Annotated in this window: 26 protein-coding genes, 1 other RNA gene and 1 pseudogene; 26 read left to right on the top strand and 2 right to left on the bottom strand. The window is 73.8% G+C overall.

Features of this window, described 5'->3' with window-relative positions; translation table 11 throughout:
• Positions 1–83: 83 nt before the first annotated feature.
• The 10 genes from ACQP6G_RS01850 to ACQP6G_RS01805 all read left to right on the top strand — a co-directional run bounded on the left by ACQP6G_RS01850 (position 84) and on the right by ACQP6G_RS01805 (position 7,032).
• On the top strand, positions 84–1,346 hold the full coding sequence (locus ACQP6G_RS01850; protein WP_429762460.1) for a TadA family conjugal transfer-associated ATPase: 1,263 nt from the start codon (positions 84–86) through the stop codon (positions 1,344–1,346).
• Positions 1,346–2,203, top strand: a complete 858-nt coding sequence (locus ACQP6G_RS01845; RefSeq protein ID WP_429762459.1) for a type II secretion system F family protein — start codon at positions 1,346–1,348, stop codon at positions 2,201–2,203. The genes ACQP6G_RS01850 and ACQP6G_RS01845 overlap by 1 nt, the downstream gene beginning before the upstream one ends.
• Complete coding sequence (locus tag ACQP6G_RS01840) at positions 2,200–3,141, top strand: type II secretion system F family protein (protein WP_429762458.1); 942 nt, start codon at positions 2,200–2,202, stop codon at positions 3,139–3,141. The genes ACQP6G_RS01845 and ACQP6G_RS01840 overlap by 4 nt, the downstream gene beginning before the upstream one ends.
• Positions 3,142–3,200: 59 nt before the next feature.
• Entirely contained in the window at positions 3,201–3,401 is a 201-nt protein-coding gene (locus ACQP6G_RS01835; protein WP_429762457.1) for a hypothetical protein, read from the top strand.
• Position 3,402: 1 nt separating this feature from the next.
• Positions 3,403–3,807, top strand: coding sequence for a VOC family protein (locus tag ACQP6G_RS01830; RefSeq protein ID WP_429762456.1), 405 nt, complete (start codon positions 3,403–3,405; stop codon positions 3,805–3,807).
• The gene (locus ACQP6G_RS01825) at positions 3,804–4,214 is read left to right on the top strand and encodes a TadE/TadG family type IV pilus assembly protein (RefSeq protein ID WP_429762455.1); all 411 of its coding nucleotides are present in this window, start codon (positions 3,804–3,806) and stop codon (positions 4,212–4,214) included. Before ACQP6G_RS01830 ends, ACQP6G_RS01825 begins: the two co-directional genes overlap by 4 nt.
• The gene (locus tag ACQP6G_RS01820; RefSeq protein WP_429762454.1) at positions 4,211–4,708 is read left to right on the top strand and encodes a pilus assembly protein; all 498 of its coding nucleotides are present in this window, start codon (positions 4,211–4,213) and stop codon (positions 4,706–4,708) included. Before ACQP6G_RS01825 ends, ACQP6G_RS01820 begins: the two co-directional genes overlap by 4 nt.
• Complete coding sequence (locus ACQP6G_RS01815; RefSeq protein ID WP_429762453.1) at positions 4,705–5,190, top strand: hypothetical protein; 486 nt, start codon at positions 4,705–4,707, stop codon at positions 5,188–5,190. The genes ACQP6G_RS01820 and ACQP6G_RS01815 overlap by 4 nt, the downstream gene beginning before the upstream one ends.
• 106 nt (positions 5,191–5,296) lie before the next feature.
• The gene (locus tag ACQP6G_RS01810; RefSeq protein ID WP_429762451.1) at positions 5,297–5,740 is read left to right on the top strand and encodes an RrF2 family transcriptional regulator; all 444 of its coding nucleotides are present in this window, start codon (positions 5,297–5,299) and stop codon (positions 5,738–5,740) included.
• A 77-nt stretch (positions 5,741–5,817) separates the two neighbouring features.
• Entirely contained in the window at positions 5,818–7,032 is a 1,215-nt protein-coding gene (locus tag ACQP6G_RS01805; RefSeq protein ID WP_429762450.1) for a globin domain-containing protein, read from the top strand.
• 9 nt (positions 7,033–7,041) lie between these two features.
• On the opposite strand, the gene ACQP6G_RS01800 is transcribed toward ACQP6G_RS01805, so the two are convergent.
• A complete protein-coding gene (locus ACQP6G_RS01800; RefSeq protein ID WP_429762449.1) occupies positions 7,042–7,590 on the bottom strand; it encodes a putative glycolipid-binding domain-containing protein in 549 nt (182 codons plus the stop codon).
• Between the two features lie 73 nt (positions 7,591–7,663).
• Here ACQP6G_RS01800 and ACQP6G_RS01795 point away from each other — a divergent pair, with 73 nt between their 5' ends.
• The 8 genes and pseudogenes from ACQP6G_RS01795 (at position 7,664) to ACQP6G_RS01760 (ending at position 15,799) form a co-directional block, all read left to right on the top strand.
• Positions 7,664–8,047: an ankyrin repeat domain-containing protein gene (locus ACQP6G_RS01795; RefSeq protein ID WP_429762448.1), complete on the top strand. Its 384-nt coding sequence runs from the start codon at positions 7,664–7,666 to the stop codon at positions 8,045–8,047.
• Between the two features lie 71 nt (positions 8,048–8,118).
• Complete coding sequence (gene prfB, locus ACQP6G_RS01790; protein WP_429762447.1) at positions 8,119–9,234, top strand: peptide chain release factor 2; 1,116 nt, start codon at positions 8,119–8,121, stop codon at positions 9,232–9,234.
• Between the two features lie 208 nt (positions 9,235–9,442).
• A pseudogene (gene ftsE, locus ACQP6G_RS01785) lies at positions 9,443–10,120 on the top strand (cell division ATP-binding protein FtsE); the annotation flags it as partial.
• A 371-nt stretch (positions 10,121–10,491) separates the two neighbouring features.
• The gene (gene ftsX, locus ACQP6G_RS01780) at positions 10,492–11,403 is read left to right on the top strand and encodes a permease-like cell division protein FtsX (RefSeq protein ID WP_429762446.1); all 912 of its coding nucleotides are present in this window, start codon (positions 10,492–10,494) and stop codon (positions 11,401–11,403) included.
• Positions 11,404–11,411: 8 nt separating this feature from the next.
• Positions 11,412–12,875 (top strand): peptidoglycan DD-metalloendopeptidase family protein, encoded by a 1,464-nt coding sequence (locus ACQP6G_RS01775; RefSeq protein WP_429762445.1) that lies wholly within the window; start codon positions 11,412–11,414, stop codon positions 12,873–12,875.
• 102 nt (positions 12,876–12,977) lie between these two features.
• A complete protein-coding gene (gene smpB, locus ACQP6G_RS01770; protein ID WP_429762444.1) occupies positions 12,978–13,478 on the top strand; it encodes an SsrA-binding protein SmpB in 501 nt (166 codons plus the stop codon).
• Positions 13,479–13,609: 131 nt separating this feature from the next.
• Positions 13,610–13,977: a transfer-messenger RNA gene (gene ssrA / locus ACQP6G_RS01765) on the top strand.
• A gap of 103 nt (positions 13,978–14,080) precedes the next feature.
• Entirely contained in the window at positions 14,081–15,799 is a 1,719-nt protein-coding gene (locus tag ACQP6G_RS01760) for a beta-N-acetylhexosaminidase (RefSeq protein ID WP_429762443.1), read from the top strand.
• A 21-nt stretch (positions 15,800–15,820) separates the two neighbouring features.
• Here the strand turns inward: ACQP6G_RS01760 and ACQP6G_RS01755 are convergent, their stop codons facing one another.
• Positions 15,821–16,822: a DUF4349 domain-containing protein gene (locus tag ACQP6G_RS01755; RefSeq protein WP_429762442.1), complete on the bottom strand. Its 1,002-nt coding sequence runs from the start codon at positions 16,820–16,822 to the stop codon at positions 15,821–15,823.
• 224 nt (positions 16,823–17,046) lie between these two features.
• Here ACQP6G_RS01755 and ACQP6G_RS01750 point away from each other — a divergent pair, with 224 nt between their 5' ends.
• The 8 genes from ACQP6G_RS01750 (at position 17,047) to ACQP6G_RS01715 (ending at position 25,233) form a co-directional block, all read left to right on the top strand.
• Positions 17,047–18,198, top strand: a complete 1,152-nt coding sequence (locus ACQP6G_RS01750) for an ROK family transcriptional regulator (protein WP_429762441.1) — start codon at positions 17,047–17,049, stop codon at positions 18,196–18,198.
• Positions 18,199–18,283: 85 nt separating this feature from the next.
• The gene (locus ACQP6G_RS01745) at positions 18,284–19,633 is read left to right on the top strand and encodes an extracellular solute-binding protein (RefSeq protein ID WP_429762440.1); all 1,350 of its coding nucleotides are present in this window, start codon (positions 18,284–18,286) and stop codon (positions 19,631–19,633) included.
• 106 nt (positions 19,634–19,739) lie between these two features.
• The gene (locus ACQP6G_RS01740; RefSeq protein ID WP_429762439.1) at positions 19,740–20,669 is read left to right on the top strand and encodes a carbohydrate ABC transporter permease; all 930 of its coding nucleotides are present in this window, start codon (positions 19,740–19,742) and stop codon (positions 20,667–20,669) included.
• Entirely contained in the window at positions 20,666–21,607 is a 942-nt protein-coding gene (locus ACQP6G_RS01735) for a carbohydrate ABC transporter permease (RefSeq protein WP_429762438.1), read from the top strand. The genes ACQP6G_RS01740 and ACQP6G_RS01735 overlap by 4 nt, the downstream gene beginning before the upstream one ends.
• Before the next feature lies 1 nt (position 21,608).
• Positions 21,609–22,616, top strand: a complete 1,008-nt coding sequence (locus ACQP6G_RS01730; protein ID WP_429762437.1) for an ROK family protein — start codon at positions 21,609–21,611, stop codon at positions 22,614–22,616.
• Positions 22,613–23,944, top strand: coding sequence for an extracellular solute-binding protein (locus tag ACQP6G_RS01725; RefSeq protein WP_429762436.1), 1,332 nt, complete (start codon positions 22,613–22,615; stop codon positions 23,942–23,944). Before ACQP6G_RS01730 ends, ACQP6G_RS01725 begins: the two co-directional genes overlap by 4 nt.
• 114 nt (positions 23,945–24,058) lie before the next feature.
• Positions 24,059–24,841 (top strand): glucosamine-6-phosphate deaminase, encoded by a 783-nt coding sequence (nagB, locus tag ACQP6G_RS01720; protein ID WP_429762435.1) that lies wholly within the window; start codon positions 24,059–24,061, stop codon positions 24,839–24,841.
• Between the two features lie 74 nt (positions 24,842–24,915).
• Positions 24,916–25,233: a DUF3039 domain-containing protein gene (locus ACQP6G_RS01715; protein ID WP_380244530.1), complete on the top strand. Its 318-nt coding sequence runs from the start codon at positions 24,916–24,918 to the stop codon at positions 25,231–25,233.
• The last annotated feature ends 4 nt before the right edge of the window (positions 25,234–25,237 follow it).

The following is a 25,237-nucleotide window of genomic DNA, read 5'->3' as shown; positions in this document are numbered from 1 at the left end:
GGGCGGACCCGGGCGATTGCCCGGGTCCCCTACTCTGGTGCCGCTTTCGCCGCCGATGAGGGCACCGACGAGAGGACGGATCAGTGTCGATCGACACGCTGGCGCCCGCCGACGCTGCCGCGCTCCTCGAGCACGAGGTGCGCGAGCTCGTGCGCCGTCGAGCCCTCGACCCCGTCCGCGACCGGGCCGGGCTGGAGCGCCTCGTCGCGGAGGCCTCCGCCGACTACACCGAGCGCGCCACGCGCGGCGTCGTCCCGGCGCTCGCGGACCCGCAGGGCACCGCGCGCGCCGTCGTCGACGCGCTCGGCGGCCTCGGCCCGCTGCAGCGCTACCTCGACGACCCCGAGGTCGAGGAGATCTGGATCAACTCTCCCGCCAAGGTGTTCGTCGCCCGGCGTGGCGTCCCCGAGCTCACGACGACGATCCTCACCGCCGGCCAGGTGCGCGACCTCGTGGAACGGATGCTCAAGGCGTCCGGCCGCCGCCTCGACCTGAGCAGCCCGTTCGTCGACGCCTCGCTCCCGGGCGGCGAGCGCCTGCACGTGGTCATCCCCGACGTCACGCGCGAGCACATGGCCGTCAACATCCGTAAGCACCTGGTGCGCGCGGACCACCTCGACCACCTGGTGCGGCTGGGCTCCCTCACCACCCACGCGGCCGCCTTCCTCGACGCCTCGGTGCGCGCGGGGCTGAACGTGCTCGTCTCGGGCGCGACGCAGGCGGGCAAGACGACGATGCTCAACGCCCTCGCCGGCTCGATCCCCGCGGGGCAGCGCGTGATCTCCTGCGAGGAGGTCTTCGAGGTGCGCTTCGCCGCCCGCGACCACGTGGCCATGCAGTGCAGGCAGCCCAGCCTGGAGGGCACGGGCGAGATCCCGCTGCGCCGGCTGGTCAAGGAGGCGCTGCGGATGCGGCCGGACCGCATCGTCATCGGCGAGGTGCGCGAGGCCGAGAGCTTCGACATGCTCGTGGCCCTCAACGCCGGCATCCCCGGGATGTGCACCGTGCACGCGAACTCGGCGCGCGAGGCGGTCACGAAGATGTGCACGCTGCCGCTGCTCGCGGGCGAGAACGTCTCCGACCGCTTCGTCGTCCCGACGGTGGCGTCGGCGATCGACCTGGTGGTGCACCTGGACGTCGCCGCGGACGGCGCGCGACAGGTCCGTGAGGTCGTCGCCGTCACGGGTCGCGTCGAGGGGGACCGGGTCGAGACCGCCGGACTCTTCCACCGCCTACCCGCCGAGCAGGGCGGCGAGCTGGTGCGCGGCGACGGCTTCCCGCCCGGCGAGGAGCGCTTCGCGCGTGCCGGCCTCGACGTCCGGGCCCTGCTGGTCGGGGGCCGCTGATGGGCGTCGTCGTGGGGCTGCTGCTCGGCGCCGGGTTGGCGTGCGTGTGGTTGTCGTGCTGGGAGACGCCCGCACGCCCGCGGCGGCGTGCCGGGCGGTCCGCGGCCGTCCAGGACCTGCTCGTCCAGGCGGGGGCTCCGTCGGTGACCCCGGCCGCGCTGTGGTGGCTCAGCGCGGCGGCGGGCGTCGTCGTGCTGCTCGCCGGGCTGGCGCTGACCCGCTCGCCCGCCATCGCGGCCTGCTTCGCGCTGATGGCGGCGGCAGCGCCCGAGCTGCTGGTGCGGGTGCGGGCCAGGAAGCGGCGACGGGACCTGCGCGAGGTCTGGCCCGAGGTGGTCGACCACCTCGCGTCCGGCGTGCGGGCCGGGCTCTCGCTGCCGGAGGCGGTGGCACAGCTGAGCGAGCGCGGGCCGGTGGAGCTCCGCGAGCCGTTCGCGCGGTTCGCGGCGGACTACCGCGCGACCGGGCGCTTCGGGGAGTGCCTCGACCTGCTCAAGGCCCGTCTCGCCGACCCGGTGGCGGACCGGATCGTGGAGGCGCTCCGGCTGACGCGCGAGGTGGGTGGCACGGACCTGGGCCGCCTGTTGCGCACCCTGTCGTCGTTCCTGCGCGAGGACGCGCGGACGCGGGGCGAGCTCGAGGCGCGGCAGTCGTGGACGGTCAACGGCGCCCGGCTCGCGGCCGCCGGCCCCTGGGTGGTCCTGGCGTTCCTCGCGACGCGGCCTGAGACGGCGCAGGCGTACAACTCGGCGGCGGGAGTCGCGGTCCTCGCGGCGGGGGCGGCCACGTCGGTGCTCGCGTACTGGCTGATGCGTCGGATCGGGCGGCTGCCCGAGGAAGGCCGGGTGCTGCGATGACGGTCCCTGGAGTCTCCGGCGTCGGCGCCGTCGTGGGGCTGCTCGGTGGCCTCGGCCTCCTGCTCGTGATCTCCCGGATCCGTGCCCGCCGGGCGACCCTCGACGAGCGGCTGGCCCCGGCGCTGCGCCCGCGTGACGCCACGTCCGGGCTGCTCCGCGAGCAGCCCGCCCACACCCCGTTCCCCGTGGTCGAGCGGCTGCTGGCTCCCTGGGTCGCGGACGCCGCGCACTGGTTCGAGCGCCTCGGGTCGTCCCGCGCGGACGTGCGCCGGCGGCTCGACCGTGCGGGCTGGCGCGAGAGCGTCGAGGCGTTCCGGGCACGGCAGGTCGTCTCGACGGCGCTGGGGCTCGCGGGCGGGCTCGTGCTCGCGCTGATCCTCGCCGCGACGCGCGGGTCCGCACCCGTCCCGCTGGCGGCGCTCGTGCTGCTGTTCGGCGCCGGCGGGTTCGTCCTGTGCGACCAGTGGCTGAGCCGTGCCGTCCACCGGCGCGAGGAGCGGATGCTCGCCGAGTTCCCGACCGTCGCCGAGCTGCTCGCCCTGGCCGTCACGGCGGGCGAGGGGCCGGTGCCCGCGCTCGAACGGGTCGCCGCCACCGCCCGAGGCGAGCTGTCCGGCGAGATCTCCACGATGCTCGCCGACGTCCGCGCCGGGGCGCCCATCGCGAGCGCCCTCACGGCCATGGCCGACCGGACCGGGTTGCCGTCGCTCACCCGCTTCGCCGAGGGCGTCGCCGTCGCGCTGGAGCGCGGCACCCCGCTCGCCGACGTGCTGCGCGCGCAGGCGCAGGACGTGCGTGAGTCCGGGCGCCGGGCCCTCATGGAAGCAGGTGGCAAGAAGGAGGTCGCGATGCTCGTGCCCGTGGTCTTCCTCATCCTGCCGATCACCGTCGTCTTCGCCGTCTTCCCGTCACTCGCCACCCTGCAGATCGGGTTGTGAACGTGCGCGCCGACACCCGACCCCGCCGCCTCCGCGCGGTGCCACCGAAAGGACCGACCATGCACGATGAGACGCACGACCAGAACGACGACCTGGCGCCCGGGCGCCCCGAGGTCGACGACCCGGAGCGCGGCGACGTGCCGGGCTGGGTGCTCGTGACGCTGATGACGGCGGGGCTGGTCGTGGCGCTGTGGGCGATCGCGGGCCCGCTGCTCGAGGACACGTTCACGCGGGCGATCACGAGCGTCACGGGTCCGTGACGTGGCGATCGGCCGGCTGCACCACCTGATCATCGACTGCCCGGACCCGCGGGGCCTCGCGGAGTTCTGGTCGGCCGTGCTCGGCCAGGACGTGACGTACGCGGACGACGACTTCGTCGTGGTGGCGCCCAGCGACCGGCACTCCGGCCTCGCGTTCCAGCGCGCCCCGGACCACCAGGCACCGGACTGGGGCGACCCGGCACGGCCGCAGCAGATGCACCTGGACGTCATGGTCGACGACGTGGCGGACGCGCACGCGCGGGTGCTCGCGCTCGGTGCCCGCCGGCTCACCGCCGCCGCGCCGGGCGCGGGGGAGGGTGACGTGTACGCCGACCCCGCCGGTCACCCGTTCTGCCTCATCCCGCGGCCCGGATGGGCGCCGCCGGTCGAGGAGGACAGCACGTGACGGCACCGGCCGCGCCCGCACCCGCCACGGGGCGGCGGGACGGCGAGTGGGGATCCGCCGTCGCGGAGTTCGTCATGGTGTCCGCGCTGGTGCTCGCGCTGTTCCTCGCCGTGGTGCAGGTCGCGCTGGCGATGCACGTGCGCGCGCTCGCGATCGACGCCGCCGCGGAGGGCGCGCGCGTGGCCGCGCGCGCCGACCGCGACCTGGCGAGCGGTGCCACCCGGACGCAGGAGCTGCTGACCGCCGCGCTCGGGTCCCGGTACGCCGACGACGTCTCGGTGCGCCGCGCCGTGCAGGACGGCCTCGACGTCGTGGAGGTGACGGTGCAGGTGCCGCTCCCGGTGGTCGGTCTGATCGGACCGTCCGGGGTGCTCACGCTCCAGGGCCACGCGCTGGAGGAGGCGTGAGCGCGCCGGCTCAGCGGCCGTCGCGCGGCCCCCGGGCGGAACCGCTACAGGAGCCCGAGGGGCCCGACCCCGAGGCGGGCGCCGCGCTGGTGGAGTTCCTCGGCACGGCGGTGCTGCTCCTGGTGCCGCTGGTGTATCTGGTGCTCACGGTCGCGCAGGTGCAGGCCGGCGCGTTCGCCGTCGAGGGCGCGGCGCGCGAGGCGGGCCGGGCGATGGTGACGGCCGACTCCTCGGAGTCGGGCGCGGAGCGGGCCCGTGCGGCGGCCGGGCTCGCGTTCGAGGACCAGGGGTTCGCCGTCGCCGACGGCTCCGTGTCGCTGGAGTGCTCGGCCGACCCGTGCCTCACGCCGGGCGCGACGGTGGGGGTGCGGACGCGGCTGGCGGTGCCGCTGCCGTTCGTGCCCGAGGCGCTGCGCGGCTGGCTGCCGCTGGAGATCCCGGTCACCGCGACGCACGTCGCGACGGTCGACGAGTACGGGACGGCGCGGTCGTGACCCGGCGACACCCGCAGCGCGGCGCGCAGGCCGGGGCGGGCCCGGAGGACGGCCGGATCATGCTGCTCACGGCCGGCGTGGTGGCGTTGGCGCTGATGCTGGTCGGCACGGTGGCGTCGGCGACCGCCGTGCACCTCGACCGCAAGCACCTGTACGACCTCACGGACGCCGTCGCGGCGGACGCGGCCGACGCCGTGCCCCCGGAGCGGTTCTACGACGACATGCCGTCCTCGCAGGGAGAGGCGGTACTGACGCTCACCGACGCCGACGTCGAGGAGTCGGTGCGCGACTACCTCGCCGCGCACCCGGGGGAGGCGGAAGGGCTCGACGGCCTGCGCCTGGTGGAGGCGACCTCGCCGGACGGGCGGACGGCGCAGGTCGGGCTGGCGGCCACGTCGCGCCCGCCGCTGCTGCGGTGGTTCACGGATGCGTTCGGCGGCGGGTTCACCGTCGCCGCGACGTCGTCAGCCCGCGCGGGCTGAGCCCGGGGGCGGCTCACCGCGGCCCGCGAGAGCCCGTCGACGGAGTGTGGAACTTCCCACACCGCAAAAGGCGCATCCAAGATGCCGATTTGGCTAGCCTGCGGGTGTGCAGCTCACCGCCTTCACCGATCTCGGCCTGCGGATCGTCATGCGCCTCGCCGTGCTCGACGCCGAGCAGACGGCGACGACGCGCGCGCTCGCCGAGCAGCTGAACGTGCCGGCGACGCACGCCGCGAAGGTCGTCACGCGGCTGGGCCATCTCGGCGTCGTCGACGCCCGCCGAGGCAGGGCCGGGGGGTTGCGCCTCGCGGACGGCGCCCGCGACCTGTCCGTCGGGTTCGTCGCGCGCGCCCTCGAGGGCGACGGCGAGGTCGTCGAGTGCGAGGGTGCGAACCCGTGCCCGCTGCGCGGCGGCTGCCGGCTGCGTGGCGCCCTGGCGCGCGCCCGCGAGGCCTTCTTCGCGGCCCTCGACCCGGTGACGATCGCCGACGTCTCCGCCGCACCCACCCGGGACCTGCTGCTCACCATCGGTGCGCGCCCGCCCGGCTGACGTCCGCGCCGGCCGCACCCACGAGGCGCACCCACCGGGCGCGGAGATCCCCGAAGGAAGAGACAGGAGAGTCACGCATGCTCACCCCCGAGTCCGCCGCCGTCGTCCGCGCCACGCTGCCCGTGATCGGCGGCGCGATCGGCGACATCACGCCGATCTTCTACCGGCGCATGTTCGCCGCGCACCCCGAGCTGGAGCGCGACCTGTTCAACCGGGGCAACCAGGCCCGCGGCGACCAGCAGCGTGCCCTCGCCGGGGCCATCGCCGCCTACGCGACCCTCCTCGTCGACGACGGCCCGGACCCGCGCGCCGTCCTGGCCCGGATCGCGCACAAGCACGCCTCGCTCGGGATCCTCCCGGAGCAGTACCCGATCGTGCACGAGCACCTGTTCGCCGCCATCGTCGAGGTGCTCGGCGACGCCGTCACGCCCGAGGTCGCGGCGGCGTGGGACGAGGTCTACTGGGACATGGCCGACGCGCTCGTCGAGATCGAGCTCGGCCTGTACGCCGAGGCGGGGGTGGCGCCCGGTGACGTCTGGCGCACGGTCTACGTCCGCCGCCGGGTCCAGGAGTCGCCCGACACGATCTCTCTCGAGCTCGTCTCCTCGGACGGCGCCCCGCTCCCCGCCGCGCGCCCCGGGCAGTACGTCTCGGTGGCCGTCACCCTGCCCGACGGCGCGCGGCAGATCCGCCAGTACAGCCTCACGGGCGGCGGGTCGCCCGGCGCCTGGGCCGTCTCGGTGAAGGCGATCCTCCCCGGGCTCGACCCGGCGCGGGTCGCGCCCGCCGGCGAGGTCTCCAACCACCTGCACGACAACGTCTTCGAGGGCGACGCCCTCGAGGTCTCGACCCCGTTCGGCGAGCTCACCCTCGTCGACGGGGAGAACCCCCTGGTGCTGGTCTCCGCGGGCATCGGCATCACGCCGATGATCGGCTTCCTGCACCACCTGCGCGACGTCGGCACCGCGCGCCGCGTCGTGGTGCTGCACGCCGACCGCTCGCCCGCGCGGCACGCGCACCGCGCCGAGCTCCGCGCGCTCGTCGACGACCTCCCGACGGCCGAGCTGCACCGCTGGTACGAGGACCTCGGGACCCGCCCGGTGCAGGACCGGCTGCGCTCGGGCTACATCGACCTGGACGGCGTCGACGTCCCGCACGACGCCGACGCCTACCTCTGCGGCCCGGCCCCCTTCATGGCGGTGGTGCAGTCGGCCCTGCTCGGCCGCGGCGTCACCGCCGACCGCATCCACCACGAGGTCTTCGGCCCGGGCCGGGAGATCGTCGCCGCCTGACCGGTCCGCTCATCCGTCGTCGGCGAGGCGGGTGAACAGGCCCGGGTAGTCCACGACGAGGCCGTCGGCGTCCACGGAGATCTCGCGGTGGAAGTCGCCGTCGCGGGACTCGTAGACGTACCGGTCGGCGTCCAGCCGGGTGTACCGCTGCGGGTCGGGAGAGACCTCGAAGGTCTCCCCGTCGACGTACGCCGTGACGATGTCGGCCGCCGCCCCGACCGCGAGGTCGAGGCGGCGGATCGGCAGCGTGTTCGTGAACGGGCTGAACGAGAGGTCCACGTCCACGGCCTCGGAGAGGTCGGGCCGGGCGGCGCCGTCCACCCGCCAGTCGTCGTCGGCCTCCCGGCTCAGGTCGAGCTGGCGGCCGTCCGACGACCGCAGCCGCAGCACCCGGAACGTCCAAGAGTCGCCCGGCCCCGTGCCGAGCTCCATCGCGTACTCGAGCCGCACGGGCCCGAGGTCGACGACGGAGCGGGCGCGGAGCCTGTCGTCGCGCGCCAGCAGGTCGAGGTGCTCGACGCTGCCGGTCCCGAGCCCGCGCCACCGGTACGTCGTCATGGTCGACCTCCTCCACGGCTCCCATCCTCAGCATCGACCCGGACAGGAAGCCCCGCCCGGTAGATTCGCGCGCATGACCGACGAGACGCCGCCCGCCGACAAGCTGCCGGTGGACCTGGACCAGATGTTCGACCTCGCGCGCGCGGGCGCCGACCTGCTCCTGGAGTTCGTCGACGCCGGCGTCCCGGCCGACCACGACGACGCGGCGGGGAACACCCTGCTCATGCTGGCGGCGTACCACGGGCACGCCGCCCTGGTGCGCGGGCTCGCCGAGCGGGGCGCCGACGTGGACCGGGTCAACGCGCGCGGCCAGTCCCCGCTGGCAGGCGCCGTCTTCAAGGGCTCCGACGACGTGGTCGCGGCGCTCGTCGCCGCGGGCGCCGACCCCGACGCCGGCACGCCCAGCGCCCGCGACACCGCGCAGATGTTCGGCCGCACCCTGCCCGAGCGGGGCTGACGCCGGCGGCGGGCAGCCGACGGGCAGCCGACGGGCGGGGGAGCCTCGCGTGGCGGGTAACCTTGAGGATCGTGGCCACCATCGACTTCCCCGCAGAGATCAAGGCGCTGCGCGCCACCCTCGAGTCCATCGAGGCCGTGAGCGACCCCACCGCGCTGCAGGCGAAGATCGACGACCTCACGCAGCAGGCCTCCGCCCCCGACCTGTGGGACGACCCGGAGAAGGCGCAGCAGGTCACGTCCGCGCTGTCCACCGCGCAGGGCGAGCTGCAGCGGGTCGAGAAGCTCGGCAGCCGGATCGACGACGTCGAGACGCTGGTCGAGCTGGGGCTCGAGATGGAGGACGAGGACTCGCTGACGGAGGCCGAGACCGAGGTCGCCGTCATCCGCAAGGACCTCGACGCGCTCGAGGTGCGCACCCTGCTGTCCGGCGAGTACGACGCCCGCGAGGCCGTCGTGACGATCCGCGCGGGCGCCGGCGGCGTCGACGCCGCGGACTTCGCCGAGATGCTCATGCGGATGTACCTGCGCTGGGCAGAGCGGCACGGCTACCCGACCAAGGTGATGGACACCTCCTACGCGGAGGAGGCCGGGCTCAAGTCGGCCACGTTCGAGGTGAACGCCCCGTACGCGTTCGGCAACCTGTCCGTCGAGGCGGGCACGCACCGCCTGGTGCGGATCTCGCCGTTCGACAACCAGGGCCGCCGCCAGACGTCGTTCGCCGCGGTCGAGGTGGTGCCGCTCATCGAGCAGACCGACTCCATCGAGATCCCCGAGTCCGAGCTCAAGATCGACGTGTTCCGCTCGTCGGGCCCCGGCGGGCAGTCCGTGAACACGACGGACTCCGCGGTGCGCATGACCCACCTCCCCACGGGCACGGTCGTGTCGATGCAGAACGAGAAGTCGCAGATCCAGAACCGCGCCGCGGCGCTGCGCGTCATGCAGTCCCGCCTGCTGCTCATCCGGCAGCAGGAGGAGGCGGCGAAGAAGAAGGAGCTCGCCGGCGACATCAAGGCGAGCTGGGGCGACCAGATGCGCTCGTACGTGCTGCAGCCGTACCAGATGGTCAAGGACCTCCGCACCGAGCACGAGTCCGGGAACACGCAGGCCGTGTTCGACGGCGCCATCGACGACTTCATCGAGGCCGGGATCCGCTGGCGCCGCTCGGGCGGCGCCGACGCCGCCTGACGGGCTTCGTCCGGCCGACGACGCCGCCGGGAGACCCTGAACGGGTGCCTCGGGCGTCATTCCTGACCCACGACACACCGGCGTGTCCTTCGCGCCACCCTCCCCACCGGGTGCGACTCTCGGGAATCGGGCGGCCCCGGCCCAGGTGCGACGTGACGTCGTGCCGTCGCGGGTGCCGCACGGTCGACTGGCAGGGGAGAGGCACGTCGTGATCCGGTTCGAGAACGTCTCGAAGGTCTACGCCCGAGGGGCGCGGCCCGCGCTCGACGACGTCTCCGTCGACGTCGCGCGCGGTGAGTTCGTCTTCCTCGTGGGTGCCTCCGGCTCGGGCAAGAGCACGTTCCTGCGGCTCGTGCTGCGCGAGGAGCGGCCCACGGGCGGCACCGTGTACGTCGCGGGTCGCGACCTGTCCCGGCTGTCGAGCTGGAAGGTGCCCTCCCTGCGACGCAGCATCGGCGTCGTCTTCCAGGACTTCCGCCTGCTGCCCGGCAAGACGGTCTACGAGAACGTGGCCTTCGCCCTGCAGGTGATCGGCAAGCCGCGGCACACGATCCGCACCACCGTGCCCGAGGTGCTGGAGATGGTGGGCCTCGACGGCAAGGAGAAGCGGCTCCCGCACGAGCTGTCCGGCGGCGAGCAGCAGCGTGTCGCGATCGCGCGGGCGTTCGTCAACCGGCCCCAGATCCTGCTGGCCGACGAGCCGACGGGCAACCTCGACCCGACCACGTCCCTCGGCATCATGCGGCTGCTCGACCGGATCAACCGCACCGGCACCACCGTGGTCATGGCCACGCACGACGACGAGATCGTCAACGAGATGCGCAAGCGCGTCGTCGAGCTGTCGACCGGGTCGGTGGTGCGCGACGAGGTCGACGCGGTCTACGGCGAGCGGGAGTCGATCCTGCCGCAGGTGGGGCAGACGCCGGTGCTCGACGCCCCGGGTCGCGGAGAGCGGGCGGTGCAGCGCGTCCAGGTCTCGCCCGAGCCGGCGGACCTCGAGGCCGAGCGGGCCGCCGAGGCGGCGGCCGCGAGAGCAGCGGCGCAGGAGGCTGCGCACGAGACCGAGCAGGGGATCGTGCAGGAGAGCGTGCAGGAGACCGGGCAGGGTCAGGGTCCCGTGGCCCCCGAGGCGCCGGCCGCGCCGCCCCCGGCCCCGAGGCGCTCGGTTCCCGAGCCGGCGGGCGCGTCCGCGGACGAGGTGGTGCAGCAGGTGCTGCGCGAGCACGAGCGCGTGCGCGCGGGACGGGAGGCCTGAGGGTGCGGCTCCAGTTCGTCCTCACCGAGGTCCTCCAGGGCCTGCGGCGCAACCTGTCGATGGTGGTCTCGGTCGTCCTCGTGACGTTCGTGTCCCTGACCTTCGTGGGCGCGGCGGCGCTGCTGCAGACGCAGGTCACCAAGCTCAAGGGCGACTGGTACGACCTCGTCGAGGTCTCCGTCTTCCTCTGCCCGGACGGCTCCACCGCGCCGACGTGCGCGGACGGCGAGGCCACCGAGGACCAGATCGCCGGGCTCGAGAAGGTCATCGACACCGAGCTGTCCGACGTCGTCGCCGCCACCTACTTCGAGAGCAAGGCGGACGCGTTCGAGGCGTTCACGGAGCTCTACCCGGACGGCTACCAGGGCACCCAGCTCACCGAGGACGACATGCAGGCGTCGTTCCGGCTCAAGCTGGTCGATCCGGAGCAGTACCAGGTGGTCGACGACGTCCTCGAGGGTCGCGCGGGCGTCGAGGTCGTCGAGGATCAGCGCGAGGTGTTCGAGCCGTTGTTCCTCGCGCTCGGGCGCGCGTCGCTGCTGGCCGCGGGGCTCGCGGGCGTGATGCTGCTCGCGGCGGTGCTGCTCATCACGACGACGATCCGGCTCTCCGCCGTCTCGCGCCGACGCGAGACCGGCATCATGCGCCTGGTTGGCGCGTCGAACCTCTTCGTGCAGCTGCCGTTCATGCTGGAGGGCGCGATCGCCGCGCTGGTGGGCGCGCTGCTCGCCGTGGGAGGGCTCTGGCTCGCCGTGCAGTACCTGGTGACGGACTGGCTGCAGGACTCCGTCGACTGGGTCGCGTACGTGGACGTGGGAGACGTCCTGTTCGTCGCGCCGCTGCTCATCGGCATCGCCGTGCTCCTGGCGGTGGTGTCGTCCGTGGTGACGCTCAACCGGTACACGAGGGTGTGAGATCGCAGATGACGACCCTGAGGACATCCCCCGGCGTCGGCCGGCGCGCGGTCGGCGGGCTCGTGGCCGCCGTCCTGGTGCTGGGCGGTGCGACGACGTCGGCGACGGTGTCCGCCGGTGTGTCCGCACGCTCGGCGGCCGCGGACGACATCGACGACCAGCGGGCCGCCGCCGAGGCGAAGCAGCGCGCGAAGGAGCGCGAGCGCGACAGCCTGCAGGAGGAGCTCGAGGACACCAACGCCAAGTACCGGCAGGCGGTGCTGGACCTCAACGAGGTCGAGGGCCGCCTCCCGGTGGCGCAGGCAGAGCTGGCGGCCGCGGAGGCACGGCTCGAGGAGGCGCGGCGCAAGGCCGCGATCCTGGCGCAGCGCCTGTCCGACGCCGAGGCAGAGGAGGCCGCCGTCTCCGGCCAGATCGAGGCCGGCAAGGGCAAGGTCGATGCGGCGCGCGCCGACGTCGTGCAGATGGCGCGACAGGCGTACCGCAACGGCGACGACACGAGCACCCTGGGCATCGTCACCGGGGCCCAGTCCACCGAGGACTTCCTCGAGGAGTTCGCCGTCTCGTCGTCGGCGGCGCGCAGCCAGGCGCGCACCCTGACCGACCTGCAGGACGCCGAGGCGGTGGCCCGCAACCAGCAGGCGCGCCTCGACGCCATCCGGTCGGCGATCGAGGACCTCAAGCGGGAGGCCGACGCCAACGTCGTCGCCGCGGAGAAGGCGCAGCGGGAGGCCGCGGACCGCAAGGCCGAGGTCGAGCGCCTCATCTCGAAGCAGCGCAAGCTCAAGGCGTCGATCGAGGCGCAGAAGGCGAACGCCCTCGAGGAGCTCAAGGCGAACGAGCAGGCGCAGCAGAGCCTCGAGGCGCAGCTGAAGGACATCATCGCCAAGCAGAAGGCCCGCGACGCCCGGCTCGCCGAGGAGCGCCGCAAGGCCGAGGAGGCGGCCCGCAAGAAGGCGGCTGCCGAGCGCCGGAGCAACGGCGGCGGCGGTGGGGGCGGCGGCTCCAGCAACGGTGGCGGCTCCGGCGGCGGTGGGGGCGGCGGTGGCGGGGGGTCGTCCTCGTCCGGGCCGTTCCTCGGCTGGCCGACGAACTACCACGTGGTGACCAGCTCGTACGGGATGCGGTTCCACCCGACGCTGCACTACTGGCGGCTGCACGCCGGGACCGACATCCGCACGTACTGCGGGACGCCCATCTACGCGGCCCAGAGCGGCTACGTCGAGCAGGCGCACTACACGTCCGGCGGCGGCAACAACGTGCTCATCAACCACGGCTCGTACCGGGGTGACAACGTGATGTCCCGGTACCTGCACCTGACCTACGACACGGTGAGCGTGGGCGAGAAGGTCGGCAAGGGCGAGATCATCGGCTACTCCGGGTCCACGGGGACGTCGGCGGCGTGCCACCTGCACTTCGAGGTCTACGTCAACGGCAGCACCACGGACCCGATGGGCGGCTGGCTGAACTGACGCCCCGCCGAGCGTTCGCGGGGCGAGGAAAAGCCCTGGCCGCGGCGCCAGGCTCCCGTATCCTGGATCGTCGCGAGACCGCGAACCCGGGAGGAGGAGACCGTGTCCAACAAGGCCAAGGGCGCCAAGAAGAAGCAGGGCGACCCGCGCACGATCGTGGCGAACAACAAGAAGGCCCGCCACGACTACGTGATCGAGGACGTGGTCGAGGCCGGGATCGTGCTGTCCGGCACCGAGGTGAAGGCGCTGCGCATGGGCCGTGCGTCGCTGCTCGACGGGTACGCGGCGATCGACAACGGTGAGGCGTGGCTCGAGAACGTGCACATCCCCGAGTACTTCCAGGGGACCTGGAACAACCACGCGCCGCGCCGCAAGCGCAAGCTGCTGCTGCACCGCGAGGAGATCGACCGGCTGGGCGTGAAGTCCCGGGAGAAGGGCCACACGCTCGTCCCGCTGAGCCTGTACTTCCTGGACGGCCGCGCCAAGGTGGAGATTGCGCTGGCACGCGGCAAGAAGGAGTACGACAAGCGGCAGACGCTGCGCGAGCAGCAGGACATGCGCGAGGCGCAACGCGCCATCCGGCACCAGGAGCTGCTCGGCTGACCGGGTCCTCCTCGCTGCGCGGCCAGCGGAAATAAGAGCGCACCCGCGGTGGTTGATCCACTAGACTGGACGGCGTCGGCACGGTTCGCTGTGGCCGTCGGGGTCGGCAGACCCGGTTTGACAAATGCATAGGGGCTGATCGGTTTCGACGGTGGTCGTGCTTCGAGGAGAAGCGGGCCGAGGATGCAGGCTCATCTCGTGAACGCTTGCCTGCAAACCTATAGGTGCCGATAACAAGCGCACCGACTTCGCCCTCGCCGCCTGAGCGAGCTCCGAAGTCCGTGAGCCCGGGATCGCTCTCGACCCGGTAGCTCACGTCATCTAGAGAGCCACTGCTCGTCGCCCTCGTCACCGGGGCGGCGGGGACTTTTAGGTGACTGGGCCCGTCCGCACCTTGTCTGCGTGAGTGCGGGGGCCGAGAAAATCACAGCAGACTGCGCCCGGAGAAGTCCTCGAATAGCGCCACCGGACCCGGGTTCGATTCCCGGCAGCTCCACCCCTGCGAACAGGCGGGCCACCCCTCGGTGGCCCGCCTGTCGTGCGTCCGGCCAAGAGCGGAGACCCCATTGCTTCGGAGCCCGAACATTTCCTAGGGTGGCCGGATGCCGTACGCCGCCGACGTCGTCCCCGCCCCCGTGTCCCTGCGCACCGACGGAGAGGCGCTGGCCCTGCGCGACGGCGCGCGCATCGCCGCCGACCCGGACCTGCGCGACGCCGCCCGGTGGTGGCGCCGGGCGAGCGAGGACGCATTCGGCCTGGACCTGGTGCCGACGGGCCCGAGCGACCCGGACGCGGACGTGACCTTCGGCGTCGACACCTCCCTCCCCGCGGACGGCTACCGCGTGACCGTCGCCGACGGCGGCGGTCACGCCGTCGTGCGGGTCGCGGCGGGCGCCGCCGCGGGGGCCCACGCGGCCGCGCAGACGCTGCGGCAGCTGGCCGGCCCCCAGGCGTTCCGCCGCGCCGGCCGCGCGGCCCTCGCGCTGCCCGTCGTGACCGTCGACGACGCGCCCCGGTTCGGCTGGCGCGGCGTGCTGCTCGACGTGGCGCGGCACTTCCTGCCGAAGGCGGACGTGCTGCGCTTCGTCGACCTCGCCGCCGCCCACCACCTCAACGTGCTGCAGCTCCACCTCACCGACGACCAGGGATGGCGGATCGAGGTGGAGCGGTACCCGCGGCTCACGGAGGTGGGGTCGTGGCGGCACGAGTCCGGCGTCGGCACCTGGCGCGCAGAGCGCTACGACGGCCGGCCCCACGGCGGCTGCTACACGCGCGACGACCTGCGGGAGATCGTGGCCTACGCGCGCGAGCGCGGCGTCACCGTGGTCCCCGAGATCGGCTCGCCCGGCCACGTGCAGGCGCTGCTCACGGCCTACCCGGAGCTGGCCGCGCGCCCCGGCACGCACGAGGTGCGCACCACCTGGGGCATCAGCGAGGACGTGATCGACCCGTCCGACGCCGCGGTCGACTTCTTCGCGGGCGTGCTCGACGAGGTGTGCGAGGTCTTCGACTCGCCGTTCGTCGCGCTCGGCGGGGACGAGGTGCCGACGACGGCGTGGCGCGAGCGCCCCGACATCGTGGCGCGCGCCGCCGGCCTCGGCCTCGTCGGGCCCGACGGCGAGGGCGACGTGGCCCGCCTGCACGGGTGGTTCCTCGCGCGGCTCGCCGAGCACCTGCGGTCGAAGGGGCGCCGCGCCGTCGTGTGGGACGAGGCGTTCGGGCCCGACCTGCCGCGCGACGTCGTGGTCACCTGCTGGCGCGGCCACGCCGTGGCCGCGGACGCCCTCGCGGCCGGGCACGACGTCGTGATGGCCCCCGAGCAGCAGGTGTACCTCGACCACCGCGCCGCCGACGGCGACGACGAGCCCGTCCCCGTCGGCTTCGTGCGCACGGTCGCCGACGTGCGGGCGTTCGAGCCGCTGCCGGCCGGGCTGCTGGAGGCGCGCCCCGAGCTGGCCGGCGACCTGCCGGGCACGGTGCTGGGTGCCCAGGCGCAGCTCTGGAGCGAGCACCTCGACTCGGCGCGGCGGGTCGACTACGCGGCCTTCCCGCGCCTCGCCGCGTTCGCGGAGGCGGTGTGGAACCCCGCGGCGCCGGGGTTCGACGAGCGGCTGCGCGACGGTCACCTCGCCCGGCTCGACGCCGCGGGCGTCGAGTACCGTCCGCTCGACGGGCCGCGGCCCTGGCAGCAGCGCCCGGGGGTCGCGGGCTGGCCGCGGGACCTCGGCGCCGAGCGCGCGGCCGCCGGCTGGGCCGGGATGGGCGGCTGGGTCGAGGGACGCGACGGCGCGGAGCCGGGGGAGCGGCCGGGCCGGGGGTGAGCCGCAGCAGCGGCCGACCGGTCAGCGGCCGGCGGGCACCGGCTCGGGGGCCTCGTCGGGCGAGGCCGGGCGCGGGGCGTCCGGGTCGCCGGGGCCGCCGTCGCCCGGGCGGTCCGTCGGGCCGCCGTCGGCGCCGGCCTCGGGCCGCGTGCGCCTGCGCAGCCAGCGGTAGCCGAGGTAGCCGATCCCGCCGAGGGCGAGCCAGGGGAGCAGCACGCCCAGCACCAGCACGACCGTCTGGACCGTCGTGACGAGGGCGCCCCAGCCCGAGGCGAGGCCGCCGAGGAACCCGCCGCGCGACTGGGCCGCGGCGACCGGCTCGGGCACGATCTCGACGTCGAGCGTCGACATCGCCACCTGGTCGGACAGGCGCTGGCGCTGCGCGGTGAGCGCGTCGAGGTCCGCCTGGCGCTCGGACAGCTCCTGCTCCACCTGGAGCAGGTCCTCCGTGCTCCCGGCGGACTTCATGAGCTCGCGCAGCCGGTCCGTGGAGGTCGTCAGCGCGGCGATGCGGGCGTCGAGGTCCTGCCCCTCGCCGGTGACGTCCGTGCTGTCCACGTCGACGCTCTCGACGGTGCCGAGCTTGTCGAGGGCCTCGACGGCGCCGGTCATCCGGTCGGCGGGGACCCTCAGGGTCAGCGACGCCGATCCCGGGGAGTCGTCGGTGGCGGCCGTCTCCGAACGTCGCTCGACGCGGCCGCCGGCCTCCTCGACCAGTCGCGCGAGCCGCGTCGCCGCCGCCGCTGGGTCGTCCGCGACGACGGTCGCGCGGCCGGTGGTGACGATCTCGCGGGCCGCGGCGGCGCCGGGCTCCGCGGCGCCCTCCGCGACGGCACCCCCGTCCGCCGCCTGCTCCGGGGCGCCGACGTCAGCGACGGTGCCGTCGGCCTCCACGCCGGAGGACGCTCCGCCTGCGTCGCCGCCGCCCGACGAGCAGGCCGTCATGACCAGCAGGAGCATCGCTGCCAGGGCCGAGCGGAGCGGTGCGCGGCGGGTCCGGGCCTGGCGCGGGGTGGCGGGCATGGCTCCGAGCGTAGGGTGCGGCGGCCACGCATCCGGGGGCGGTCCGCTCGATCGTGACCCGACCGTGCCGAGACCGTGACCTTGGCCGATGTCGTCCTGCAGGTCGTCCCGTCGTTCTCGCGCGGGCCCCGGCACGGGTCGTCCGTCACGATCCGGTCACGCCTTCCCGCGCGCGGGAGATCGCAGATTGACAGAGGGCTAGTTAAGACGCTGTACTAACAAACATGTCCACGCCGACGACGCGCACAGCACGACGAGGTCTGGGTGCCGGCCTGCGAGCCACCTCCAAGGTGCTCCCCGAGCACGCCCGGGCGCACAACCGCTCCCTGGTGCTCCAGCACCTCTTCCACGAGGGGCCGACCTCCCGGGCCGACCTGGCACGAGCCACCTCCCTGACCCGCGTGACCATCTCCGACCTGGTGAACGTCCTCCTCGCCGAGGGGCTCGTCGAGGAGCTGGGCGTGCAGCCGGGCCGCCGCGTCGGCAAGCCCGCGATCCTCGTGGGGATGCGCACCGACGCCTACCAGATCGTGGCCGTCGACCTGTCGGACGACGCCGTCATGCGCGGCGCGGTCATGACGCTCACGGGCGAGGCCGTCGTGCGCCGCTCGTTGCCGGTCGCCGGCCACGTCGGCGACGAGCTCGTGGACCTGCTCACCCGCTTCGCGCGGACCCTGATCTCCGCCGCCACGCGCCCCGTCATCGGGGTGGGCGTCGGCTCGCCGGGCGTCGTGGACGACTCCGGCCGTGTCGTCGAGGCGCCCAACCGGCAGTGGACCGACCTGCCGCTGGCCGCGATCCTCACCGACCGGCTGGCCCTTCCTGTCCACGTGGCCAACGACGCGAACTCCGCCGCCCTCGGCGAGTACACCTACGGAGGCGCCGCCGACTCGATGCTCGTCCTCACGGTCGGGCAGGGCGTGGGCGCCGGCGTGATGGTGGACGGCTCCCGGGTGCACGGCTCGGCCGACGCCGCGGGCGAGCTCGGCCACGTCACGGTCGTGGACGACGGCGAGCCGTGCGCCTGCGGGCGCCGCGGCTGCCTCGAGACCGTGCTCGCCGCACCGGCCCTGCGCCGCGCCGTCGCCGGGCTGGACCCGGCCGCCGCCGACGAGGCGCTCGCCGGCGTCGGCCGCACCCTCGGCGTCGCGCTCGCGCCCGTCGTGGGCGCCCTGAACCTCGGCGAGGTGCTGCTCAGCGGCCCCGCCGACCTGCTCGACGGCGCGCTGCGCACCGCCGCCCTGCAGACCCTGACGGACCGCACGATGCCGGCCACGGCCGCCGGGCTGCGGTTGCGGATGGCCACGCTCGACGAGGACGTCGTCCTCGCCGGTGCGGCCGTCCTGGTGCTGGCCGCCCAGCTCGGCGTCTCCTGACCCCGACGAACTGCCCGCACCGCGCGCGCCGCCCCCGGCGCCGCGGTGCTCGGATCGACCCCAGAAAGATCGAGAGGAATCCCCAGTGAAGAGGACCCGTGTGGTCGCCACCGGCGTGGCGACGAGCCTGACCCTGGCGCTCGCGCTCGCCGCGTGCGCGCCCGCCGACGACGAGGGGACCGGCGAGTCCGGCGGCACCCCCGAGGCCGGCGACATCACCCTGTGGCTCGCCGGCGCCGACACCAACGACGACCTGCGCAAGTACCTGGTCGACACGTTCGCCGAGGAGAACCCCGGCTCGACGCTGACGATCGAGGAGCAGGACTGGACCGACCTGGTCACCAAGCTCACGACCGCGCTGCCCGACGCCGCCAACACCCCGGACGTCGTCGAGATCGGCAACACGCAGGCGCCGACGTTCACCTACGCGGGCGCGTTCCGCGAGATCTCGCCGGAGCTGTACGACGAGCTGGGCGGCGACAAGCTGCTGCAGTCGTTCGTCGACGCGGGCTCGATCGACGAGACCAAGTACGCGCTGCCCTACTACTACGGCTCGCGCTACATGTTCTACCGCAAGGACATCTGGCAGAAGGCCGGCCTCGAGGTCCCCAAGACGTTGGAGGAGTTCGGCGACTCGGTCAAGGAGCTCACCTCCAAGAAGCAGTCCGGGTTCGCGATGGGCGGGCAGGACTGGCGCAACGGCATCTCCTGGGTCTTCGCGAACGACGGCGAGCTCGCCGTCAAGGACGGCGACCAGTGGACCTCCACGCTGTCCGACCCGAACACGGTCAAGGGCCTCGAGCAGTGGCAGGACGTCTTCGAGAACGCGTCGAACCTGCCGGCGACGGCCAAGGACGAGGCGTACTGGGACTTCATCAACGACGGCACCGACGGCGGCGCGCCCGAGGGCGCGACCATCATGGCGCCGGGCTGGGCCCGCTGGTCCATCGGCGACCTGACGAAGGGTGACGACGGCAAGGAGGTGCGCGACGGCATGGCGGACGACAAGAAGTTCGACATCTTCGCCCTGCCCGGCGTCGACGGCGGCGTGGCCCCCGTGTTCGCCGGTGGCTCGAACGTCGCGGTGTCCGCGAAGTCGCAGCACCCGGAGCTCGCCGAGAACCTGCTGCGGATCATCTACTCGGACGAGTACCAGACGATGCTCGCCAAGGCGGGCCTGGGCCCGGCCAACACGGACTTCAACAAGCTCATGACCGTGGACGCCGACGGCAACCCGGACAAGTTCGGCGAGGTCGCCGTGGCGACCGCCGAGGCGTCGAAGCTCACCCCGGCCGCACCCGGCTGGGCCGCCGTGGAGGGCGCCTCGGTCTACGAGGAGCTCTTCCAGAAGATCGCCGAGGGCGGTGACGTGACGGCTCTCGCCAAGCAGTACGACGAGAAGCTCACGCCGATGCTCAACGGCCAGGCGGGCTGACCCCTTCAGCCCCACCCCTGACGGGCGGAGCGGTGCCACCTCGCTGGTCCCCCCACCAGCTCCACCGCTCCGCCCGTCATCCACGACCACCGGGAAGGAGGACCGCATGACCATCGCGACACCCGCGTCCACCATCGCGATCCGCCGTCGGCGCCAGCCGGCCACCCCCTACCTCCTGCTGCTCCCCGCGGTGCTGATCCTCCTCGTCGGTCTCGGTTACCCCGTGTACTGGCAGGTCGTGACCTCGCTGCAGGAATACGGGATGATGCAGCAGTTCGGCGCGCCCCCCACCTTCGCCGGGCTGGACAACTACGCGCGGATCTTCTCCGACGAGCGGCTGCTGCCCGTCGTGACCCGCTCCCTGATCTTCTGCCTCGTGAACGCGTTCCTCACGGTGGCCATCGGGCTCGGCCTCGCGCTGCTCATGAAGGCGGTGCACGGCGCGGTGCGCATCACCATGCAGGTCGTGCTCCTGCTGGCCTGGGCGACGCCGCTCGTGGCCGCGGTGACCGTCTTCCGGTGGCTGTTCGACTACCGCGCCGGCGTCGTCAACTGGCTGCTCGTGCAGATCGGCCTCGACCAGTACCAGGGCTACGCCTGGCTCGCGCAGCCGCTGACGTTCTTCGTCGTCGCGACCCTGGTCATCGTGTGGATGTCGGTGCCGTTCGTGGCGATGTCGCTGTACGCCGGCCTCACGCAGGTCTCCGAGGAGGTCCTCGAGGCCGCCCGGCTCGACGGCGCCAGCCCCGCGCAGATCCTGCGCCACATCCTGCTGCCGCTGGTGCGCCCGGTGCTCGCCATCGTGCTGCTGCTGCAGATCATCTGGGACCTGCGCGTGTTCGCGCAGATCCGCCTGCTGCAGGACGCCGGCGCCCCGATCTCCGAGACGAACCTGCTGGGCAACTTCATCTACGAGCTCGGCATCGGCAGCCAGGACTTCTCCGGCGCCGCCGCCGTCTCGATCTTCGTCCTGCTGCTCACGGTGCTGCTCGCCGCGCCGTACGTGCGCAGCCTCATGAAGGAGGACGCCGCGTGACCGCCGCGACCGAGACCGGAACCGGGGTGGCGGCGCCGGCCGCCGCGCCCGCCGTGCGCGACGCCGCCGCGGTGGCGCGCCGCCCCCGACCGCGGGTCGGCAAGATCCTGCTGGGCGCCCTGGGCGTGGTCCTGTCCCTCGTGTGGGCGTTCCCCGTCTACTGGATGCTGCTGTCGGCCGTGACGCCCGACGCGCGGCTGCGGGCGGACACGCCGAGCTTCCTGCCCACGCACTTCACCCTCGCGAACTTCGGCAGCGTCCTGACAGGCTCCGGCTTCGGCGGCGCGCTGCGGATGAGCCTCATGGTCACGCTCGTGACGATCGTGCTCGTCCTGGCCTTCGCCTTCCTCGCCGCCCTCGCGATCAGCCGGTGGCGTTTCCGCGGGCGGACCAGCTTCGTGCTGGCGGTGCTGTTCATCCAGATGCTGCCCGCCGAGGGCCTGTTCATCGCCCAGTACAAGATGCTGTCGACCGTCGGCGCGAGCGCGCCCGTGCTCGGCCTCAACTCGGTGCTCGGCATCTCGGTCCTGTACACCGCGATGCTCGTGCCGTTCACGATCTGGATGCTGCGCGGCTTCGTCGCCGGCATCCCGGCCGAGCTCGAGGAGGCGGCCATGGTCGACGGCCTCTCACGCACCAAGGCCTTCCTGCGGATCACGTTCCCTCTGCTCGCGCCGGGACTCGTGGCGTCCGGGGTGTACGCGTTCCTGCAGGCGTGGAACGAGTTCACGACGGCGCTCGTGATCCTCCCGGCCGAGAGCCGGCAGACGCTGCCGATCTGGCTGCGCAGCTTCCTGTCGGCGTCGGCGAACCGCGGCATCGATTGGGGCGAGGTCATGGCGGCCTCGACGCTCATCGCCGTGCCGGTGATCGTCTTCTTCCTCTTCGTGCAGGGCCGGATGACGTCCGGCCTGGTCGCCGGGGCGGTGAAGGGCTGACGTGGACGACGCCACACCCCTGAACCCGCCGGGCCCCGCGGGCCCCACCGTCGGTCTCGACATCGGCGGGACCAAGACCCTCGCCGTCCTGCTGGACGCTGCCGGCGCCACCGTGGCGCAGGCCCGGCTGGCCACCGAGCGCGGCCCCGCCGGCGTCGTCGCGGGCGCGGCCCGCGCCGTGCGCGGCGTCGCGCGGCAGGCCGGCGTCGAGCTCGCGGACGTCGTCGGCGTGGGCGTGGGCATGCCCGGTCTCGTCGACCCGGCCGCCGGGACGGTGCGGCACGCCGTGAACGTGGGCGTGGACGCCTCGCCGCTGGCGCTCGCCCGGCTGCTGGGCGACGAGCTCGGCGGCATCCCCGTCGGGCTGGAGAACGACCTCAACGTGGCGGCGCTCGGCGCCGCGCACCTGGAGGCCGCCGCGGCGGGCACGCCGCGGGCGCGGGTCGACCTCGCGTTCCTCGCGCTCGGTACGGGCCTGGCCGCGGGCCTCGTGCTCGACGGCGAGCTGCGGCGCGGCTTCGGCGGCGCGGCCGGCGAGATCGGGCACGTCCCGGTGGACCCGTCCGGCCCCGTGTGCCCGTGCGGGCAGCGCGGCTGCCTCGAGCTGTACGCGTCCGGGACGGCCGTCGCCCGGCTCTGGCCGGTCCGCACCGGCCGCCCCGCGCCGGTGGAGCTGTTCGAGGCGGCGGAGCGCGGCGTCCCCGCGGCGCTCGAGGCGCGCGACGCCTACGCCTCGGCCGTGGCCGCGGCCGTGCGCATGCTGGTCCTCACGGTCGACGTCCAGCACGTCGTGCTGGGCGGCGGCGTCGCGCAGCTCGGCGAGCCTCTCCTCGACGCCGTGCGCGCCGCGCTGGTCCGCGAGTCGCGGGACTCCGGGTTCCTCGGCTCGCTGCACCTGGCCGACCGCGTCCGGCTGGCCCCGGGCCGCGTGCCCGTGGGCGCCGTCGGCGCCGCCGTCGTGGGGCGCACGGTCGCCGGCCGTGCCCCGCTGAACGGGGTGGCGTCGTGACCGCGCGCCGGACCGGGGCCATCGCCGCGGCCGTGACCGCGGGCCTGCTCACGGTCGCGCTGACCGGGTGCTCCGTGCTCGGCACGGGGGCGGAGCCGGCAGCGCCGGACAAGGACCTCACGATGTGGCTGGTCGGCGAGGACACGACGCCGGAGCTCCGCGAGTTCCTCGTGCAGAAGTTCGAGGACGAGCACCCGGGCGCCACCCTGACGATCGAGCAGCAGGAGTGGGGCGACCTCGTCGCCGACCTCACCGAGGCGCTGGAGGACCCGGCCACCACGCCGGACGTCGTCGAGATCGGCAACACGCAGTCCCCGACGTTCACCACCACGGGCGCGTTCCGCGAGATCTCGCCGGAGCTGTACGACGAGCTGGGCGGGGACAAGCTGCTGCAGTCGTTCGTCGACGCGGGGTCGGTCGACGGCCGCCACTACGCGCTGCCGTACTACTTCGGCTCGCGGTACGTCTTCTACCGCAAGGACGTGTGGGGCGCGGCGGGGCTCGAGAAGCCGACGACGCTGGCCGAGTTCGGCGAGTCCGTCAAGGCGCTCACGGACGACGACCACGCCGGGTTCGCGATGGGCGGCCAGGACTGGCGCAACGGCATCTCCTGGGTGTTCGCCGCCGGCGGAGACCTCGCTGTGAAGGAGGGCGACGGCTGGGTCTCGACCCTGTCCGACCCGAAGACCGTCGAGGGCCTCGAGATGTGGCAGGACGTGTACGAGAACGCGTCGTACCTGCCGTCCACGGAGAAGGACGTCGAGTACTGGGACTTCCTCAACGACGGTGTCGAGGAGGCGCCGCCCGCCGCCGCCACGATCATGGCTCCCGCGTGGGCGCGGTGGTCGATCGGCCACCTCGTGCGCAACGACGAGGGCGAGCTGGTGCGCGACGGGATGAAGGACACCGACACGTTCGGCATCTTCGCCCTGCCCGGCCTGGACGGCGGCCCGGCACCCGTCTTCGCCGGCGGGTCGAACATCGCGGTCTCGGCCACGTCGCCGAGCCCTGACCTGGCCGAGGACGTGCTGCGCGTCGTCTTCTCCGACGAATACCAGGAGAAGCTCGCCGCCGCCGGGCTCGGGCCCGCGAACGAGGACGCCCAGGAGCTCATGAAGGGCGACAGGTACGGCCGGCTCATGGTCCGCACGGCCGCCGCGTCGAAGCTCACCCCGCCTGCGCCCGGGTGGGCCTCGATCGAGGACGCCGGGGTGTACGAGGACCTGTTCGGCCGCATCGCCGACGGCGGTGACGTCGCGACCCTCGCGCAGGAGTTCGACGCGCGCCTCACGCCGATGCTCAACACGCCGGCGGTGGCCGAGGACTGACCCGTCCGCGGGCACCGGCGCGGACCGCGCACGGACCGCGCACGGACCACGCACGATGACGGCACGACGACGGGATGATGGACCTCATCCCGCCCCCGAGAGACTGGAGCCCCCATGGAAGTCGTGATCGCCCCCGCGGAGGAGCTGGCCGTGCTGGCGGCCGACGCGATCGAGGCGCTGCTGCGCCGCAACCCGGGCACGGTGCTGGGGCTGGCGACGGGGTCGAGCCCGTTGAGGGTGTACGACGAGCTCGCGCGTCGTCACCGCGAGGACGGGCTGTCGTTCGCCGAGGCCCGGGGCTTCATGCTGGACGAGTACGTGGGCCTGGACGCGGGGCACCCGCAGCGGTACCGCAACGTGATCGAGACGGAGATCGCCTCGCGGGTCGGGTGGCCCGCGGAGCAGGTGTCGGGGCCGGACGGCCTCGCGGAGGACATCCCGGCGGCGTGCGCCGCGTACGAGCGGGCGATCGAGGACGCGGGCGGGGTGGACCTGCAGATCCTGGGGATCGGCACGGACGGCCACATCGCGTTCAACGAGCCGGGGTCCTCGCTGGCGTCGCGCACGCGCATCAAGACGCTCACGGCGCAGACTCGCGTGGACAACGCGCGGTTCTTCGACGACGACGTGGAGCAGGTGCCCACCCACTGCCTCACCCAGGGGCTGGGCACGATCATGCAGGCACGGCACCTGGTGCTGCTGGCCACCGGGCGGCAGAAGGCCGAGGCGGTGCACCAGCTGGTGGAGGGCCCGATCTCCGCGATGTGGCCCGGCACCGTGATGCAGCTGCACCCGCACGCCACGGTGCTGGTCGACGACGCGGCCGCCTCCCGGCTCCAGCTCGGCGACTACTACCGCCAGACGTTCGCCTCCAAGCCTGGTTGGCAGGGCCTGTGATCCGTGCCCGGATCCGCGGCACGGGGGCCGGCGGGGCGGGGGAGCGTCGGGGGGTCCGTCGTAGACTGCCCGGCATGAGCGATCCCCTCTCCACCCCGCCCGCCGACCCCTCGCAGGACACCGGGGCCGGCACCAGCGTGCTGGAGCGCCCCGACACCCGCGAGCAGGCCGCGGAGCCGGGCGACCACGAGCGCTTCGCGCACTACGTGCGCAAGGAGAAGATCATGGAGTCGGCCCTGTCGGGCAAGCCCGTGATCGCGCTCTGCGGCAAGGTGTGGGTGCCGGGTCGTGACCCGTCGAAGTTCCCGGTCTGCCCGGTCTGCAAGGAGATCTACGACGGCCTCCGCGACCCGCAGGACGGCGAGGGCGGCGAGGGCGACTCCGGCAAGTGAGCGC

The organism is Isoptericola nanjingensis (assembly GCF_050311635.1).
GTDB lineage: Bacteria > Actinomycetota > Actinomycetes > Actinomycetales > Cellulomonadaceae > Isoptericola > Isoptericola nanjingensis.
This window is presented reverse-complemented; position numbering and strand designations above follow the sequence as displayed.